Genomic DNA, 15,430 nt, shown 5'->3' with positions numbered 1-15,430 from the left:
ATGGGAAAACTGTAAATACAATATATAAAAACTATATTTTTTCATTTACTAAAATTTTACTCATATAAAACAGTCATTCATTAAGAAAAAGTCAAAACTCGCCTTTCGGCTCAAACAGTTGACTTTTTCTAAATTCATTTCCTGTTTTACATTGTAAAATTTTAAATAATTCAAAAATATAGTTTCCACATTTTTTAAAATTTTCCTTTTGAGACAACCCATACTTCAAAATTTTTTGAGGCAGTTTCATACTAAATTAAAGTTTTTGAGACAGTTCAGTTATTGACTTGGGAATTGTTGGATTCTTTAGTTTAAAAAATTGAAATTATAAATTCAGAAGGTGAAAAAAAATGCGTTGCTGGGCAGAAATAAATATTGAAAATTTATATGATAATATAAGGGAACTTGAAAAAATAACATTGAAAGAGAAAATAATGGCAGTTATAAAAGCTGATGCATATGGTCATGGGATGATGAATATATGTGAAGCTCTTATAAAAACAGGAATAAAGAAATTTGCAGTGGCTACAGTTGAGGAGGCATTGGAAATAAGGGAAACAAATAATGAAGTTGGAATACTTATTTTAGGTCCTGTTGAAAACGAGTGTATGAGTAAAGTTTCTGATAATAATATTTATTTCATGATAACGGATTTTGAGGAAATAGAGTATATTGAAAAAAATAGAATTAATGTAAATGTTTTTCTGAAACTTGATACTGGAATGGGAAGGGTAGGTTTTCAGGAAGATGAAATTTCAGAATTAACAGAAAAACTAAAAAACTGTAAATATGTAAATGCAGTAGGAATATTTTCCCATTTTTCTTCTTCAGATTCTGATGAAGAATATACAAAATTACAGGAAAAAAGATTCAAGGAAATGAGTGAGAATATAATGAAGGAAGTACATTCTGTCAAGTACAGACATTTGCTTAACAGTTTTGGAAGCCTGAAGTATCATGATAGTGAGTATGATTTTGTAAGAATGGGAATAATTCTATATGGAGGAGTTACAGATGAAGAAACAGCTCCGTATAAATTTAAGCCAGTAATGTCATTGTATGCGAAAATAAGTCATATAAAGAAAATGCACAAAGATAGTTTTATCAGCTATGGAAATACTTATATGGCGAAAAAGGGAGATGTAGTTGCAACTGTATCAATAGGCTATGCAGATGGAGTAAGAAGGGATTTATCAAATAAAGGTTATGTATATTATAAAGGTCATAGATGCAGCATAATAGGAAGAGTGTGCATGGATCAGCTTATGATTCTGATTCCGGAAGAATTGGCAGATAGTGCAAAAAAAGGAGATATTGTAGAATTTTTTGGAAAAAATATTAATGTGGTGGAAGTTGCAAATCTATGTAATACAATATCCTATGAAATTTTATGTGGAATAAGTAACAGAGTTCCAAGAATTTACAAATAGATATTCAGACAGAAATTTTTATATAAGGAGGTGGACAGTATGTTTTTTGAAATTCTATCAATGTCACTGATAATTATATTTTTCATATTAGGAACAAAAAGAGGATTTATGTATGAGTTTTTCTGCTGTTTCAAGTATATTTTATTAATGTTTCTTATGAAGTATTTATACGGTGCTATAAAAGTTATGTTAAAGCTGGATGACAATATTTCAAAGAATGAAACAAATACTTTTTTCATAGTATTTATTATATTATATTTGTTGTTATCTATTATACTGCTGTTTGCCAGAAAATTTTTGAAAAGTATAAAATTAAGCAATTATAATGAATTTCTTGGAGGAGTGCTGGGGATACTGAAGACAACTTTTATAATTTTTATTATATACATAGTAGTATTAGTGGGTTCATCATACAGTAAGAAACTTAAGGAAATAAGGGATGAAAGTATTCTTGTTTCAAAAATAACAGAATATATTTATGGTTATTCGCAAGGATTTCCAGAATTTATTCAGCAGGATGTAAATTCCTATAGAAAAAAAGTTAAAGAAAAAGAAATAGAGAAAAATGTTTTAAAAGAATTGAAAGAAGGTAAAAAAAAATAATATTAAATAAAAATCTTAAATAATAAAAGGAATATGAGAATGAAAATAAAAATAATTGACAGATACATTTATAGTTCGCTAATATTACCGTCTATATTTGGAATAAGCATATTTACATTTATATTGATGCTAAATGTAGTTATGGAAGTAATGGAAAGGTTGTTTGCAAGTGACTTGCCATTTATATCCATAATAGATTATTTCCTGTATGCGGTTCCTGGAATACTTGTCCAGACAATACCGATGGGGGCATTTCTTGGAGTAATGCTTGTTTATGGGGGATTATCAGAAACAAATGAACTTATAGCAATGGAAGGGTCAGGAATAAGTCTTTTCAGAATAATAAGACCTGCCTTCATATTTGGGGTTATACTTACATTGATAGGATTAGGGCTGGAAATATATGTAAATCCAAGGGCACTGGAAAATATAAATGCCCAGACGAAAGCTATGCTGGCTACAAAGCCAAGTTCACTGACTGAGGAAAAAATATTTCTTACAAATGCTGAAAGTGGATTTGGATTTTATATAGATGAAGTTGACAATGAAAAGGCAAATGCAAAAAACTTTCTAATATTGAATAAACAGGGAGAAAATCCTTATCCTGTAATCTTTCTTGCAGAAAGTGCAACATTTGATCCTGGAGTGATAGTTTTAAAAAATGTAAAGGGATATTCATTTGACAAGGAAGGTAACAGTCAGGTTGCCGCAGAATATAAGGAGCAGGAAATTCCTATTTCGACATTCTTCAAGGATAAGAATAAGGAATATAAGAAAAGCCGTAGTGAAATGAACATAAAGGAGCTGAAACAGTTTCATGATCAGAATATAAAAATACCTGAAATGAGGGAAGCTGCATTGAAAGCCCTTATAGAGATATATCAGAGGCTTATAGGACCGCTTGCAAGTACTCTTCTATGCTGGCTTGGAGTATTGCTTTCAGTAGGCCATAGGAGAAGTGGAAGAGGAATAAGTTTTGGAATAAGTCTTATTGTAATATTTGCATATATTGCTGTTGTAAACTATGCTAAGATAATGGTACTGAAAAATAACATACCTGCCAATATTGCAATGTGGGTACCAAATACAATACTTCTTATTTTATGTGTTTATTTTTCAATAAAAAAATACAGGAGAAATTAATTAAATGAATAAATTAGATAGATATATAATCATAAATTATGTAAAAAGTTTCTTTCTAGGAATGATGATGTTTTTTCTTATTTTCTTACTTGCAGAAAGTATAAATCTTACAGGTTGGATAATGGATGGGAAATTTACACCGGGAGAAGCATTAAAATATCTGGGTTATGGAATTCCGGAAATTGTTACAAATACTGCTCCTCTTGGGGTACTGCTGGGAAGTCTGCTGTGCATAAGCAAAATGGCAAAACAGCTTGAAATTACAGCCATGAAAACAAGTGGTATAAGTTTCTTAAGAGTGGCAATGTATCCAATAATTTTTTCTTTTTTAGTCAGTACGGCTGTACTTTGGATAAATTATGATACATTAGGTAAGTCCAACACCAAGAAAAACAATATGAAAATATTGAAAATAGAAAATTCTGAGCCGGTAAAGGTTGAAAAAGAATTTATAATGGTAAGGGAAAAAAGGGATACAATCCTATATGCAGGGTATGCAAATAAAAAAGAAGGAATAATGAAACAAATAGAAATAATAAAAATGAAAGACGGATTTAAAGGGATAAGCAAAATATATACCGCTACTTCAGGTAAAATAAATCCAAAAACAAATGAGTGGACATTTGAAAATCTTAAGGAACATGACGGAGAAACAAATTCTACACAACCAATAAATACAAATAATTTCAAGTTTAAGCTGTCTATGGATGATATACTTGCTGAGGCTGTAGCCGCAAAAAATCTTACAATGCCTGAACTGAGGGAAAAAATAGTTTATTTTACAAGGGTTGGAGCAGATTCAACTGCAATGAGAATAGATTTTTATTACAGAATATCCTTTGCACTGTCTTCTTTTATAATGTGCTTTATAGGATTATCCCTTGGAAGTAGATATGTAAGAGGAGGAGCTGCTGTAAATATTGGACTTTCAGTAATAATAGGATATTCTTATTATGGATTTAGTACGATATTGAAGTCTTTGGCTTCTTCAGGAACAATGCCCATATATCTGGCATGTTTCTTACCATTACTAATCTATATGGTTGTAGGAATAAAGCTGTTTATGAATGCAGAATATTAAAGTTGTAACTTTTTACTGAGAATAATTTATAAATTTTTAAGATATAAAAATCAGGAAGGAATAAAAATGACAGAAGTAGTTAAGACGAAATCAGGAATAAACATAATATTTGATGAATTAGACAATATTTCTACTTGTTCAGTGGGGGTATTTGTAAAAACAGGATCGAAAGATGAAGCTGATAATGAAGCGGGAATATCGCATGTGCTGGAACACATGATATTTAAGGGAACACCTTCAAGAAACTATTTTCAGATATCTGAGGAAACAGATTATCTTGGATCAAGCATTAATGCACATACTACAAAAGAACAGACAGTTTTTTTCATTAATGCATTAAGTGAATATTTAAATGAAACACTGGATATTCTTTTTGATATTGTGGTTAATTCCACGATAGATAAAGATGAGCTTGAAAAGGAGAAGGATGTAATAATTGAAGAAATAAGAATGTACAAGGATAGTCCGGATGACCTTGTATCTGAACTGAATGTTTCTGATGCTGTTTCAGGTCAGTATGGTAAACCAATAATAGGAACTGAGGAAAGTGTCAGAAGCTTTACTCCTGAAATGATAAAAAAATATTATAAGGAAAGATATACAAAAGATAATATTGCTATTTCAGTTTCAGGAAAATTTAATAAGGAACAGATAATAGCAAAAGTTGAAGAGTATTTTGGAAAACTTGATGAAGTAAAGACAGATAGAAGAAAAAGTGCAGATTTTGATTTTAATGCAGGAAGAAACTCATATACAAAAGATATAAATCAGGTAAATATATGTATAAGTCATAAGGGATTGTCGATTTTTGATGAGGATAAGATATATGTGAATATCGCCTCAGGAGTAATAGGTGGTTCAATGAGTTCCAGATTATTTCAGGAAATAAGGGAGAAAAAGGGACTTGCCTATTCAGTCTATACATATAATCAGAATTTTTCTGAAGGTGGAGTACTTTCAACTTATATAGGAACAAATAAGGAAAGTTATGAAGAAGCAATAGAAATAACTTTAAAGGAGTTTAAGAAACTTAGGGAAGAAGGAATTACAGAAAATGAGCTTCAGAAGGCGAAAAATAAACAGTTGAGCAGAATGGCATTCTCAATGGAAAATCCAAATTCCCGTATGTATATTTTTGGACATCATTTTATAAAAAAAGGTAAACTTTTTGATGTGAAAGAATTTGAAAATGACGTAAAAAGAGTAGAAGTGGAAAAAATAAATAAATTTCTAAAAAATATGTTTACAGTAGAAAATATAACGATTTTAGGTAATGTATAGGGGGTAGAAATGTTTCAAAATCAGAGATTGATGGAAAAAATAAAAACAAATCTGGTATTAATGGATAAGATGATATTATTTTTTGTTTATTCACTTGTAACAATAAGTACAATTTTTGTATACAGTGCGACAAGATCTCAGAAATTTGTCATGCAGAATTTAATCTGGATAGGATTGGGAACATTTCTGATGTTTCTTATATCATTTATGGATTATAAGGAATACAAGGATCATATATGGAAAATATATGGTCTTTCTGCTGTATTGCTTATATTGGTAAGAATTGCAGGAAAGAAAACGCTTGGAGCACAGAGATGGTTAAAAATAGGACCTTTCCAGCTTCAGCCGTCAGAATTTGTAAAAATAGCAATAATAGTGATAATTGCATTCTGGATTGTTGAAAAGTACAAAAATGGTATAAATAATCTTAAGGATATAATAGGAGCAATTCTTCCTGTAGTACCATTAATTATACTGATACTGACACAGCCTGATCTTGGAACTACACTTATAACATTAACTTCCTTTGTATTCATGATATTTCTGTATGGTGCAAATATGAAACCTATATGGATTATAGGATTTGTAATTTTACTGTCAGTTTATCCTGTGTATAAATATGTCCTGAAGGATTATCAGAGAACGAGGGTGGAAAACTTCCTGAATCCTGAAAAAGATGTAAAGGGAAGTGGATGGCACGTAACTCAGTCAAAAATCTCGATAGGATCGGGAGGTACTTTTGGAAAAGGAGTATTACAGGGAAGTCAGAGCAGACTAGAATTTTTGCCTGAAGCACAGACAGATTTTATTTTTTCTGTAATATCAGAAGAAATGGGATTTGTAGGATCAGCATTAGTTCTGTTTCTATATTTTTTCCTGATATTTGATATTATGCGGATAAGCAGGATGGTTCACGACAACTTTGGAAAGCTTATTCTTTATGGAATATGTGGGATATTTTTTATGCATGTAATAGTAAATGTTGGAATGACAATTGGTCTTGTTCCTGTAACTGGGAAACCTCTTCTTTTCCTTAGTTACGGTGGAAGTTCCTTTCTTTCTTCGTTTATTATGATAGGAATAGTGGAAAGTATAAAAATCCACATAGAATAAATTTAAAAATGAGGAATCATAATGGAAATTTTTGAATATGTCGTAGACAGTGAAACAGAAGGAATGAGAATAGACAGATATTTAAAGAAAACATTTAAGCATGAACCACTGAGTAAAATTTTCCAGGCTTTAAGAAAAGGTGATGTGAAAGTTGGAGGAAAAAAGGTAAAGGAAAATTATAGACTTTCCCTAAATGAAAGAATATCTGTAAAATATTTGAAAGCTGAAACAGCTTCCAATGAGAATAAAAATTTTAAAAAAAATAAAATAGAAAAAAAAGTACTTGATAAATATAAAAAATGTGTAATATTTGAAAATGAAGATTTTTTCATTGTGAATAAAGAAGGAAATATTCCGATGCATAAAGGAACAGGACACGAGTATGGACTTTCAGAAATATTTAAGGAAATCTATAACAGTGAAAATATAAATTTTGCAAATAGGCTGGATTATGAAACTTCCGGTCTGGTAATCGGATGCAAGACATTGAAGTTTTTACGTTATATTTCAGAAAAAATAAGAAATAATGAAGTCCGTAAAAAGTATATTGCTGTTGTCCATGGAATTATAGAGGAAGAAAAATTTACAATAGAAAATTATCTTCTAGTGGAAGAAAATGGAGTTTCTGTAACTAAAAATAAAACTGAAGGAAAGAAAAGTATAACAGAATTTAGATGTATCGGTAGAAAAACATCCAGGAAAACAAATGTTAAAAATCCTGGAAAAATTGGAAAAACAGCACTTGATATTAATCTTGTGACAGGGAGAAAGCATCAGATAAGGGCACAAATTTCAGATTATGGATATCCAATAGTCGGTGATAGAAAATATGGGAAAAATGATAAAAGTGATATCCTGTATTTATGCTGTTATTATGTTGCTTTTGATGAATATGAATATGAAATTGAAAAAAAGTTTTTAAATAATCAATTTATGTGGTAAAATTAGTACTGGAAAATGATATATTTTTATATTAAAGTATATGTTTAATTTTTAAGATAACATAAGTTATTTTAAGTAATTCAAAGCAAATTTACATAGAGAGGTGAAGAGAATGGGATTATTTTCGAGTAAAAAATCGAAAAATAAATATGTTACACTCACATCAAAATCAAAATTGAGCATGGACATAGTTGATGACAATAAATGGAAAAAATGCAGCAGATGTAATGAAATTATATATAATGAGGATTTAAAGAATAACCTGAATATCTGTCCAAAATGTGGACATTATTTCAGGCTTACAGCATTTGAAAGAATAGAACTGTTAACAGATGAAGGAAGTTTCATTGAAGAGGATATAACACTTACTTCAAAAGATTTCCTTAACTTTCCGGGATATCAGGAAAAGCTGGAAAGCTCTCAGGAAAAGAGCAGAATGCTTGATGGAGTAATAAGTGGAATAGGGAAAATAAATGGAATAGACGTAAGTATAGCAGTGATGGAATTTAGTTTTATGGGTGGAAGTATGGGTTCTGTTGTTGGAGAAAAAATAACTAGAACTCTTGAAAGAGGACTGGAAAAAAATATTCCTGTTGTTATTGTTTCGAGTTCAGGTGGAGCAAGAATGCAGGAAGGAATTTTATCACTGATGCAGATGGCTAAAACTTCAGGAGCAGTAAAAAGATTGAATGAAGCAGGAATACCTTTTATATCAGTGCCGGTAGATCCTACAACTGGAGGAGTTACAGCTTCTTTTGCCATGCTGGGAGATATAATAGTTACTGAGCCTGGTGCATTGATAGGTTTTGCAGGACCGAGAGTTATTGAACAGACAGTAAACCAGAAATTACCGAAAGGATTTCAGAAGGCAGAATTTTTACTTGAACATGGAATGGTTGATGTAATTGCTGAAAGAAAAGAATTGAAAACAACGATTTATCGTATACTGGAAAAACTTATATAAATTGGAGGAAATATGAGCCTGAAAGATGAGATTAAGGAACTGGAAGAAAAAATTGAAGAATTAAAAGAATTTTCCAAAGAAAAAAATATAGATTTTTCAAAGCAGATAGGGGAACTTGAAAAGGAACTTGAAAAAAAATATAAGGATTTCACTGAAAATGAACTGGATTCATGGGAAAGAATACAAATTTCCAGAAATCCTAAAAGACCTTATACGCTTGATTATATAAATACATTGACAGAGGATTTTATTGAGCTGCATGGAGACAGACTTTCAAAAGATGACCATGCAATAATAGGTGGATTGGCTTCTATTGACGGTTATAAAATAATGATAATAGGTCATCAGAAGGGAAGAGATCTTGATTCAAATATGTTCAGAAATTTTGGAATGGCAAGTCCTGAAGGATATAGAAAAGCGTTGAGGCTGATGAGGATGGCAGAAAGATTTGAATTGCCTATATTAACTTTAATAGACACTGCAGGAGCATATCCTGGAATAGAAGCTGAAGAAAAAGGACAAGGGGAAGCCATTGCTAAAAACCTGGCTGAAATGTTTGGCCTAAAAGTACCGATTGTTTCTGTAATAATAGGAGAAGGTGGAAGTGGAGGAGCATTAGGAATAGGAGTTGCTGACTCAGTTCTTATGCTTGAAAACAGTGTATATTCAGTAATTTCACCAGAAGGATGTGCATCAATACTTTTTAATGACTCAACTAAGGCGGCAGAAGCGGCAAAAAGTTTGAAAATGGATGCAATAAATCTTAAATCGCTTGGAGTTATTGATGATATAATAGAAGAACCTCTTGGAGGAGCTCATAGAAATTTAGAAAAAACTGCTAAAAATCTTAAAGCTGCTGTTTTAAAAGAATTTAAAAGAATTGATAAATTTTCAATAGAAGAGTTACTGGAAAAAAGATATGAAAAATTTAGAAATATGGGAGAATTTTTTGAAAATTCGGCAGACATAGTAAGTGAATAAAAAAATGAGATAAAATTATTTAATGGGAATAAAAACTAAATCCATTTATCAAAATTTTACTCATATAAAACAGCAATTCATTAAGGAAAAGTCAAAAACTTGCCTGAAAGCTCGAATAAATGACTTTTTCTTAATTTGTTTCCTGTTTCATAATATAAAATTTAAAAAAATTCAAAAATATAGTTCTGTAATTTAGTATAGAAAAAAAGAAAATAGTTAGAACCTTGAAAATAGAGTCTTAAAAGCTATATAAATAAAAAAAAATCTATAAAAATAAAAAAAGTGTTGACAAGATATGTAAAAGTATGATATATTAATTGAGTAAGTGTGGGTGAATGTCCGAACGGCTAAGGGACCGGTCTTGAAAACCGGCAAGGCGAAAGCTCTCAGGGTTCGAATCCCTGTTCACCCGCCATTTATTTTTTATATACGTGGAGAAGTGGCAGAGAGGCCGAATGCGCTCCCCTGCTAAGGGAGTATCCGGGCTAAAACTTGGATCGAGGGTTCAAATCCCTCCTTCTCCGCCATTTTTTTTTAAAATATATACTTAAATGTGCATCCATAGCTCAATTGGATAGAGCGTCTGACTACGGATCAGAAGGTTGTGGGTTCAACTCCTGCTGGGTGCGCCATTTTATTTGTTAAAATTTTTTTGTAGATTTGCAGTTAGGAGTAGAAGTATGGGAAGTATTATAATACCGGAAGGATACACTTCCAGACAGAATATAATGGAAACAGAAATTGCTATAAAACTGATTAAGGATTTTTTTGAAAAGGAACTTTCTAAAGAATTAAACTTAACAAGAATATCGGCACCTCTGTTTGTAAAAAAGACTACAGGGTTAAATGATAACCTTAATGGTGTTGAAAGACCTGTTGCATTTGAAATGAAAGAAGCGGAAGGGGAAGTTATCGAGATAGTTCATTCATTGGCAAAGTGGAAGAGGCTTGCATTAAAAAGATATGGTGTAAATTCAGGTGAAGGAATTTATACTGACATGAATGCCATAAGAAGAGATGAAGATTTGGATAATACGCATTCGATTTATGTAGATCAGTGGGATTGGGAAAGAGTTATAGACAGAGAAGATAGAAATATAGATTTCTTAAAGGAAATTGTAAACAAAATATATTCAGTATTTAAAAAGACAGAAGAAATGCTGGCTCAAAAGTATGAAAACTATACTAAGTTTTTACCTGAAAAAGTTACTTTCATAACTTCACAGGAGCTGGAAAACTTGTATCCTGGGATTTCTTCCGGAGAAAGAGAAAATAGATTTGCAAAGGAACATGGGGCAATATTTATAATGCAGATAGGAAAAATGCTGGAATCTAAGGAAAGACATGACGGAAGAGCTCCGGATTATGACGACTGGGAATTAAATGGAGACCTTATAATGTGGAATCCTGTGCTTGACAGTGCTCTGGAACTTTCATCAATGGGAATAAGAGTAGACAGTGAATCACTGGCAAGACAGCTTAAGGAACTTGATCTGGAAGAAAGAAAAGAACTTGAATACCATAAAATGCTTTTAAATAATGAACTGCCGCTTACAATAGGTGGAGGAATTGGACAGTCAAGAATATGTATGTTCCTGCTTCAAAGGGCACATATTGGGGAAGTTCAGGCATCAATATGGTCTGATGAAATAATAGCTGAATGTGAAAAAAATGGAATAAATTTATTATAGGAATATAAATTTTTTGGAATGAGGGTATTTAAAAAATTGAAAATAATGTAGAAAAACTATATTTTTGGATTATCTAGAATTTTACAATGTAAAACAGGAAATGAATTTAGGAAAAGTCATCTGTCTGAGCCTTTAGGCAAGTTTTTGACTTTTCCTTAATGAATGACTGTTTTATATGAGTAAAATTTTAGTAAATGAAAAAATATAGTTTTTTTATATATTATACTTATGGTTTTATTGTTTTAAGGCAACTTCTTTCATATTTTTTATTTTTTGAGATATCCTCATTTTTATTTTATTATTTATGAAAGTATGGTATACTTAATTAAATTTATATTTTTAACATTTGAAATGGAGGAATTATGTTCTTAAATAGAGGCGACAGGCTTGCAATAGTTGATTTTGAAGACAGGAAAATAAATTATACTGAGTTAGTTAATAATGTAAAATATTTTTCAGAAAATGTAATACCTGCTGAAAAGGAAGATTTTGGACTGATTCTGATGGAAAACAGACCGGAATGGATTTATACTTACTTTGCTTTATGGGACAGAAAGGCAATTCCAATTGCACTGGACTCTACAAGCAGCAGCAAGGAAATTTTATATGTTCTTGGAGATTCAGATCCTAAGTTTATAATATGTTCAAATGAGAGCGAGAAAAATGTCAGGGAAGCAGTTTCAATGTATGAAAAGGGTGAAATAACAGTAATTAATGTGGACAATCATCCAATTGATGAAAATAAACTGGAAGTGATAAGAAACAGTAATTTTGAGCTTGAAAATCCTGAAGGGGACAGTATAGCCACAATGCTGTATACTTCTGGAACAACCGGTTCTCCAAAGGGAGTTATGCTGACTTTCAATAACTTGAGCTCAGAACTGGAAGGACTAGAAAAAAAAGATCTTCTTGAGCCGACTGACCAGATACTTGCCTTGCTTCCTTTCCACCATGTTTTACCGCTTACGGCAACAGTGCTGATAATATTGCAGCATCAGGCATCAATGGTATTTGTAAAGAAAATAGCAAGTAAGGAAATTCTGGAAGCACTTGATAAAAATAATGTTACTGCACTGGTTGGAGTTCCAAGGGTATTTAAATTATTCTATGACGGAATAAAACAGCAGATTGATTCAAAGTTCATTACAAGAACAATATATAAACTTATGACAAAAGTAAAATCCTTTAAGATAAGAAGAAAGGTTTTTGCAAAAGTTCATGAAAAATTTGGTGGAAAACTGACATTTATAGTTTCAGGAGGAGCAAAACTTGATCCTGAAATAGGAGAATTTTATGAAACATTGGGAATATATGTTCAGGAAGGATATGGACTTACTGAAACATCACCTGTAATAGCAGTTAATACAAAAAAAGACCGTAGAATAGGAACAGTTGGTAAAAAACTTGATAATATAGAAGCAAAGATAGTAGATGAAGAACTATGGGTAAGAGGTCCTATTGTCATGAAAGGATATTATAATAAGCCTGAAAAGACCGCTGAAGTAATAACTGAAGATGGATGGTTCAAGACAGGTGATCTGGCTTCCATTGATGAAGAAGGATATGTAACTATACGTGGAAGAAGAAGCAGCATGATAGTACTTTCAAATGGGAAAAATATTGATCCTGAAAAACTTGAAAATAAAGTAATTGAAAAAAGTAAAAAACTTATAAAGGAACTGGGAGTGTTTGGACATAATGACAAACTTGTGGCAATAATTGTTCCGGATTTACTGGAATGTAGAAAACAGGGAATAACTAATATAAAAGCTTATGTAAAAAATATTGTGGAAGATTATAACCTTACAGTTCATAATTATGAAAAAATATTGGATTATAAATTGTATGAAGAAGAACTTCCTAAAACAAGGGTAGGAAAAGTGAGAAGATTTATGCTGCCTGAACTTTATCTGAAAACAAATGTCAAGAAAAAACAGGTGGAAGAACCTGACGATGAAGTTTACAGAATGCTGAAGGATTACATAAAGAAATTAAAGGGAATAGAAGCTCAGCCTGAAGAAAACCTTGAGTTGGAAATAGGAATGGATTCTCTGGATATTGTTGAATTTTTTGCATATGTTGAAAATAGTTTTGGAATTCATCTTGATGAAGAAAAATTTTCAGAAATATCAAATTTGAAGGCGTTATCTGAATATATTAATGAAAAAGCTACAAAAATAGAAAGTGGAGAAGTTGACTGGAAAAAAATAATAGAAGCGGCACCACCTGTTGAAGAAAAAAACAGATGGGCAACAAGAGTGTTGAGACCATTACTTGATTTAATAATAAAAGTATATTTTAGATTGAAAAGGGTAAATAGGGATAAATTGAGTGATAAACCGCAACAGATATTTGTAGCGAATCATCAAAGTTTTATAGATCCGTTGGTACTTGGAAGTCTTTTACCTGCAGGAATACTTTATAATACAATTTTTCTTGCAATAGACTGGTATTTCAAGAAAGGATTGATGAAACTGCTTGTCAGTCATGGAAATGTTGTATTGATAGATATAAATAAAAATATTAAGAAAAGTGTCGAAGAAATAGCGGCAAATGTTAAAGCCGGGAAAAATGTGCTTATTTTCCCTGAAGGAGCAAGAACTAAAGATGGAAAAGTGGCAGAATTTAAGAAAGTGTTTGCTATAATTGCTAAGGAACTGAATGTAGATGTCCAGTGTCTGGGAATAAAAGGTGCCTTTGAAGCATATTCAAGATATATGAAATTTCCAAAACCTAAAAAAATAGAAGTTGCCGTTCTAGAAAAATTTAAGCCGGAAGGTACATATGATGAAATAGTAGAGAAGGCCAGAAATATAATAAAAGACTATGTGGAAGGTAAGTAAAATAAGGGTTTCAAAAAAAGTTTTAAAATTAATTGAATTTTAATTTGACATTTTATGTAAAATTTTGTATACTGATTAAGTACTTGAGAGGAAGAGTAAAATAAAAAAAAGTACTTAATCAGTAAAAAAAAGTGTTGACAAACGAATAAGTTTATGTTATACTGACTAAGTTGTCAGAGATAAACGAAATAGGATTTTAGATATGCCTTGGTGGCGAAATCGGTAGACGCACAGGACTTAAAATCCTGTGGGAATTTATCCCGTGCCGGTTCAAGTCCGGCCCGAGGCACCAGAAATTATGCGGGAGTAGCTCAGTTGGTAGAGCGTCAGCCTTCCAAGCTGAATGTCGCGAGTTCGACCCTCGTCTCCCGCTCCACTATATGAGCCATTAGCTCAGTCGGTAGAGCACATGACTTTTAATCATGGTGTCACTGGTTCGATTCCAGTATGGCTCACCACTAGTCAACATAACAAAACCATATGTGCCTGTAGCTCAGTTGGATAGAGCAACGGCCTTCTAAGCCGTGGGCCAGGAGTTCGAATCTCTTCAGGCACGCCATATGGATCTATAGCTCAGTTGGTTAGAGCCCCCGGCTCATAACCGGGTGGTCGCTGGTTCAAGTCCAGCTAGATCCACCATGTGCACCCTTCGTCTAGTGGTTAGGACATCGGGTTTTCATCCCGGCAACAGGGGTTCGATCCCCCTAGGGTGTACCACTTATTTAAACCATAATGTTGATTGTGGTTATTTTTTTTATAAAATTAATTTGAATATATTTTGTTGTTTTTAAAGGATAAAGCTTAATTTAATAAGAATTCTGAATAAAAATATATAAATAAGATAATGTATTAAAAAAATGTATGATTAGATTTAAAAGATTAATTATATATTTTTTTATTTTGAGAAGAAAAGAAATTTTTAAATTTGAATATTAAAATAAAGTAGTGAATATTATATGGCTTATTGGTATAAATACATTGAAAAAATCACATTTATTTAAATATTATTTCATAAAAGTCCCTTTTTAAATTAGATAAACAGTAATTAATCATTTTATATCATATATAAAACATATCTTTTCATGTATAAAAAAAATATATAGCTAAAATGTTAACAAATTAACAATAAATCAGTAAAATGTGCTATAATGTAAATGCAAATAAAAATCAAAGAGATATATAATGAATATTATATGGTGTACATGATTTTATGTATCTTTTAGAAATCACAAATTAATTAAAGTAGAAAGAATTCTACTCACATTAAAAACTTATAGGAGGAAAAATATGAAAAGGAAAATGCTTTTACTATCTGTTTTATTAGTAATGGCAACAGTAAGTTATTCAGCAGAAAAACA

General features: G+C 31.3%; 11 protein-coding genes and 9 tRNA genes. All 20 read left to right on the top strand.

The genetic code is table 11. The features are described 5' to 3' along the window. The first annotated feature begins 350 nt into the window (after nt 1-350). The 20 genes from alr (at nt 351) to HMPREF1984_RS03620 (ending at nt 14,789) form a co-directional block, all read left to right on the top strand. Nucleotides 351-1,430 carry an alanine racemase gene (gene alr, locus HMPREF1984_RS03715; RefSeq protein WP_021766553.1) on the top strand — a complete coding sequence of 360 codons (1,080 nt, stop codon included), beginning with the start codon at nt 351-353 and terminating at the stop codon, nt 1,428-1,430. A 39-nt stretch (nt 1,431-1,469) separates the two neighbouring features. After that, a complete protein-coding gene (locus tag HMPREF1984_RS03710) occupies nt 1,470-2,033 on the top strand; it encodes a CvpA family protein (protein ID WP_036099654.1) in 564 nt (187 codons plus the stop codon). 39 nt (nt 2,034-2,072) lie between these two features. Next, nucleotides 2,073-3,176 carry an LptF/LptG family permease gene (locus HMPREF1984_RS03705; RefSeq protein ID WP_232219681.1) on the top strand — a complete coding sequence of 368 codons (1,104 nt, stop codon included), beginning with the start codon at nt 2,073-2,075 and terminating at the stop codon, nt 3,174-3,176. 4 nt (nt 3,177-3,180) lie between these two features. Beyond that, entirely contained in the window at nt 3,181-4,257 is a 1,077-nt protein-coding gene (locus HMPREF1984_RS03700; protein WP_021766550.1) for an LptF/LptG family permease, read from the top strand. 66 nt (nt 4,258-4,323) lie between these two features. Beyond that, a complete protein-coding gene (locus HMPREF1984_RS03695) occupies nt 4,324-5,538 on the top strand; it encodes a pitrilysin family protein (RefSeq protein ID WP_021766549.1) in 1,215 nt (404 codons plus the stop codon). Between the two features lie 9 nt (nt 5,539-5,547). Then, complete coding sequence (gene rodA / locus HMPREF1984_RS03690; RefSeq protein ID WP_021766548.1) at nt 5,548-6,651, top strand: rod shape-determining protein RodA; 1,104 nt, start codon at nt 5,548-5,550, stop codon at nt 6,649-6,651. Nucleotides 6,652-6,672: 21 nt separating this feature from the next. Beyond that, the gene (locus tag HMPREF1984_RS03685) at nt 6,673-7,593 is read left to right on the top strand and encodes an RluA family pseudouridine synthase (RefSeq protein ID WP_021766547.1); all 921 of its coding nucleotides are present in this window, start codon (nt 6,673-6,675) and stop codon (nt 7,591-7,593) included. A gap of 112 nt (nt 7,594-7,705) precedes the next feature. After that, entirely contained in the window at nt 7,706-8,557 is an 852-nt protein-coding gene (accD, locus tag HMPREF1984_RS03680; RefSeq protein WP_021766546.1) for an acetyl-CoA carboxylase, carboxyltransferase subunit beta, read from the top strand. 12 nt (nt 8,558-8,569) lie between these two features. Next, the gene (locus HMPREF1984_RS03675; RefSeq protein WP_021766545.1) at nt 8,570-9,538 is read left to right on the top strand and encodes an acetyl-CoA carboxylase carboxyltransferase subunit alpha; all 969 of its coding nucleotides are present in this window, start codon (nt 8,570-8,572) and stop codon (nt 9,536-9,538) included. Between the two features lie 329 nt (nt 9,539-9,867). Next, a tRNA-Ser gene (locus tag HMPREF1984_RS03670) sits at nt 9,868-9,953 on the top strand. Nucleotides 9,954-9,971: 18 nt separating this feature from the next. Then, nucleotides 9,972-10,065 (top strand) — tRNA-Ser (locus tag HMPREF1984_RS03665). A gap of 28 nt (nt 10,066-10,093) precedes the next feature. After that, a tRNA-Arg gene (locus HMPREF1984_RS03660) sits at nt 10,094-10,170 on the top strand. Nucleotides 10,171-10,218: 48 nt separating this feature from the next. Then, nucleotides 10,219-11,229 (top strand): aspartate--ammonia ligase, encoded by a 1,011-nt coding sequence (asnA, locus tag HMPREF1984_RS03655; RefSeq protein ID WP_021766543.1) that lies wholly within the window; start codon nt 10,219-10,221, stop codon nt 11,227-11,229. Between the two features lie 362 nt (nt 11,230-11,591). Next, the gene (locus HMPREF1984_RS03650) at nt 11,592-14,072 is read left to right on the top strand and encodes an AMP-binding protein (protein WP_021766542.1); all 2,481 of its coding nucleotides are present in this window, start codon (nt 11,592-11,594) and stop codon (nt 14,070-14,072) included. A gap of 204 nt (nt 14,073-14,276) precedes the next feature. After that, a tRNA-Leu gene (locus tag HMPREF1984_RS03645) sits at nt 14,277-14,364 on the top strand. A gap of 8 nt (nt 14,365-14,372) precedes the next feature. Continuing rightward, nucleotides 14,373-14,448 (top strand) — tRNA-Gly (locus HMPREF1984_RS03640). 6 nt (nt 14,449-14,454) lie between these two features. Next, nucleotides 14,455-14,530 (top strand) — tRNA-Lys (locus HMPREF1984_RS03635). 24 nt (nt 14,531-14,554) lie between these two features. Beyond that, nucleotides 14,555-14,631, top strand: a tRNA-Arg gene (locus HMPREF1984_RS03630). 3 nt (nt 14,632-14,634) lie between these two features. Next, nucleotides 14,635-14,711, top strand: a tRNA-Ile gene (locus HMPREF1984_RS03625). Between the two features lie 3 nt (nt 14,712-14,714). Beyond that, nucleotides 14,715-14,789, top strand: a tRNA-Glu gene (locus HMPREF1984_RS03620). The last annotated feature ends 641 nt before the right edge of the window (nt 14,790-15,430 follow it).

Origin of the sequence: Leptotrichia sp. oral taxon 215 str. W9775 (assembly GCF_000469505.1) — a bacterium.
In the GTDB taxonomy this organism is placed as follows: Bacteria; Fusobacteriota; Fusobacteriia; order Fusobacteriales; family Leptotrichiaceae; genus Leptotrichia_A.
Note: the sequence above shows the minus strand (reverse complement) of the source record. Positions and strands in the feature narration are given on the sequence as shown.

What these genes read in the sequence shown, in the direction of transcription:
- alr (WP_021766553.1), top strand. Translation starts at nt 351, where the DNA reads ATGCGTTGCTGGGCAGAAATAAATATTGAAAATTTATATGATAATATA.
- HMPREF1984_RS03710 (WP_036099654.1), top strand. Translation starts at nt 1,470, where the DNA reads ATGTTTTTTGAAATTCTATCAATGTCACTGATAATTATATTTTTCATA.
- HMPREF1984_RS03705 (WP_232219681.1), top strand. Translation starts at nt 2,073, where the DNA reads ATGAAAATAAAAATAATTGACAGATACATTTATAGTTCGCTAATATTA.
- HMPREF1984_RS03700 (WP_021766550.1), top strand. Translation starts at nt 3,181, where the DNA reads ATGAATAAATTAGATAGATATATAATCATAAATTATGTAAAAAGTTTC.
- HMPREF1984_RS03695 (WP_021766549.1), top strand. Translation starts at nt 4,324, where the DNA reads ATGACAGAAGTAGTTAAGACGAAATCAGGAATAAACATAATATTTGAT.
- rodA (WP_021766548.1), top strand. Translation starts at nt 5,548, where the DNA reads ATGTTTCAAAATCAGAGATTGATGGAAAAAATAAAAACAAATCTGGTA.
- HMPREF1984_RS03685 (WP_021766547.1), top strand. Translation starts at nt 6,673, where the DNA reads ATGGAAATTTTTGAATATGTCGTAGACAGTGAAACAGAAGGAATGAGA.
- accD (WP_021766546.1), top strand. Translation starts at nt 7,706, where the DNA reads ATGGGATTATTTTCGAGTAAAAAATCGAAAAATAAATATGTTACACTC.
- HMPREF1984_RS03675 (WP_021766545.1), top strand. Translation starts at nt 8,570, where the DNA reads ATGAGCCTGAAAGATGAGATTAAGGAACTGGAAGAAAAAATTGAAGAA.
- asnA (WP_021766543.1), top strand. Translation starts at nt 10,219, where the DNA reads ATGGGAAGTATTATAATACCGGAAGGATACACTTCCAGACAGAATATA.
- HMPREF1984_RS03650 (WP_021766542.1), top strand. Translation starts at nt 11,592, where the DNA reads ATGTTCTTAAATAGAGGCGACAGGCTTGCAATAGTTGATTTTGAAGAC.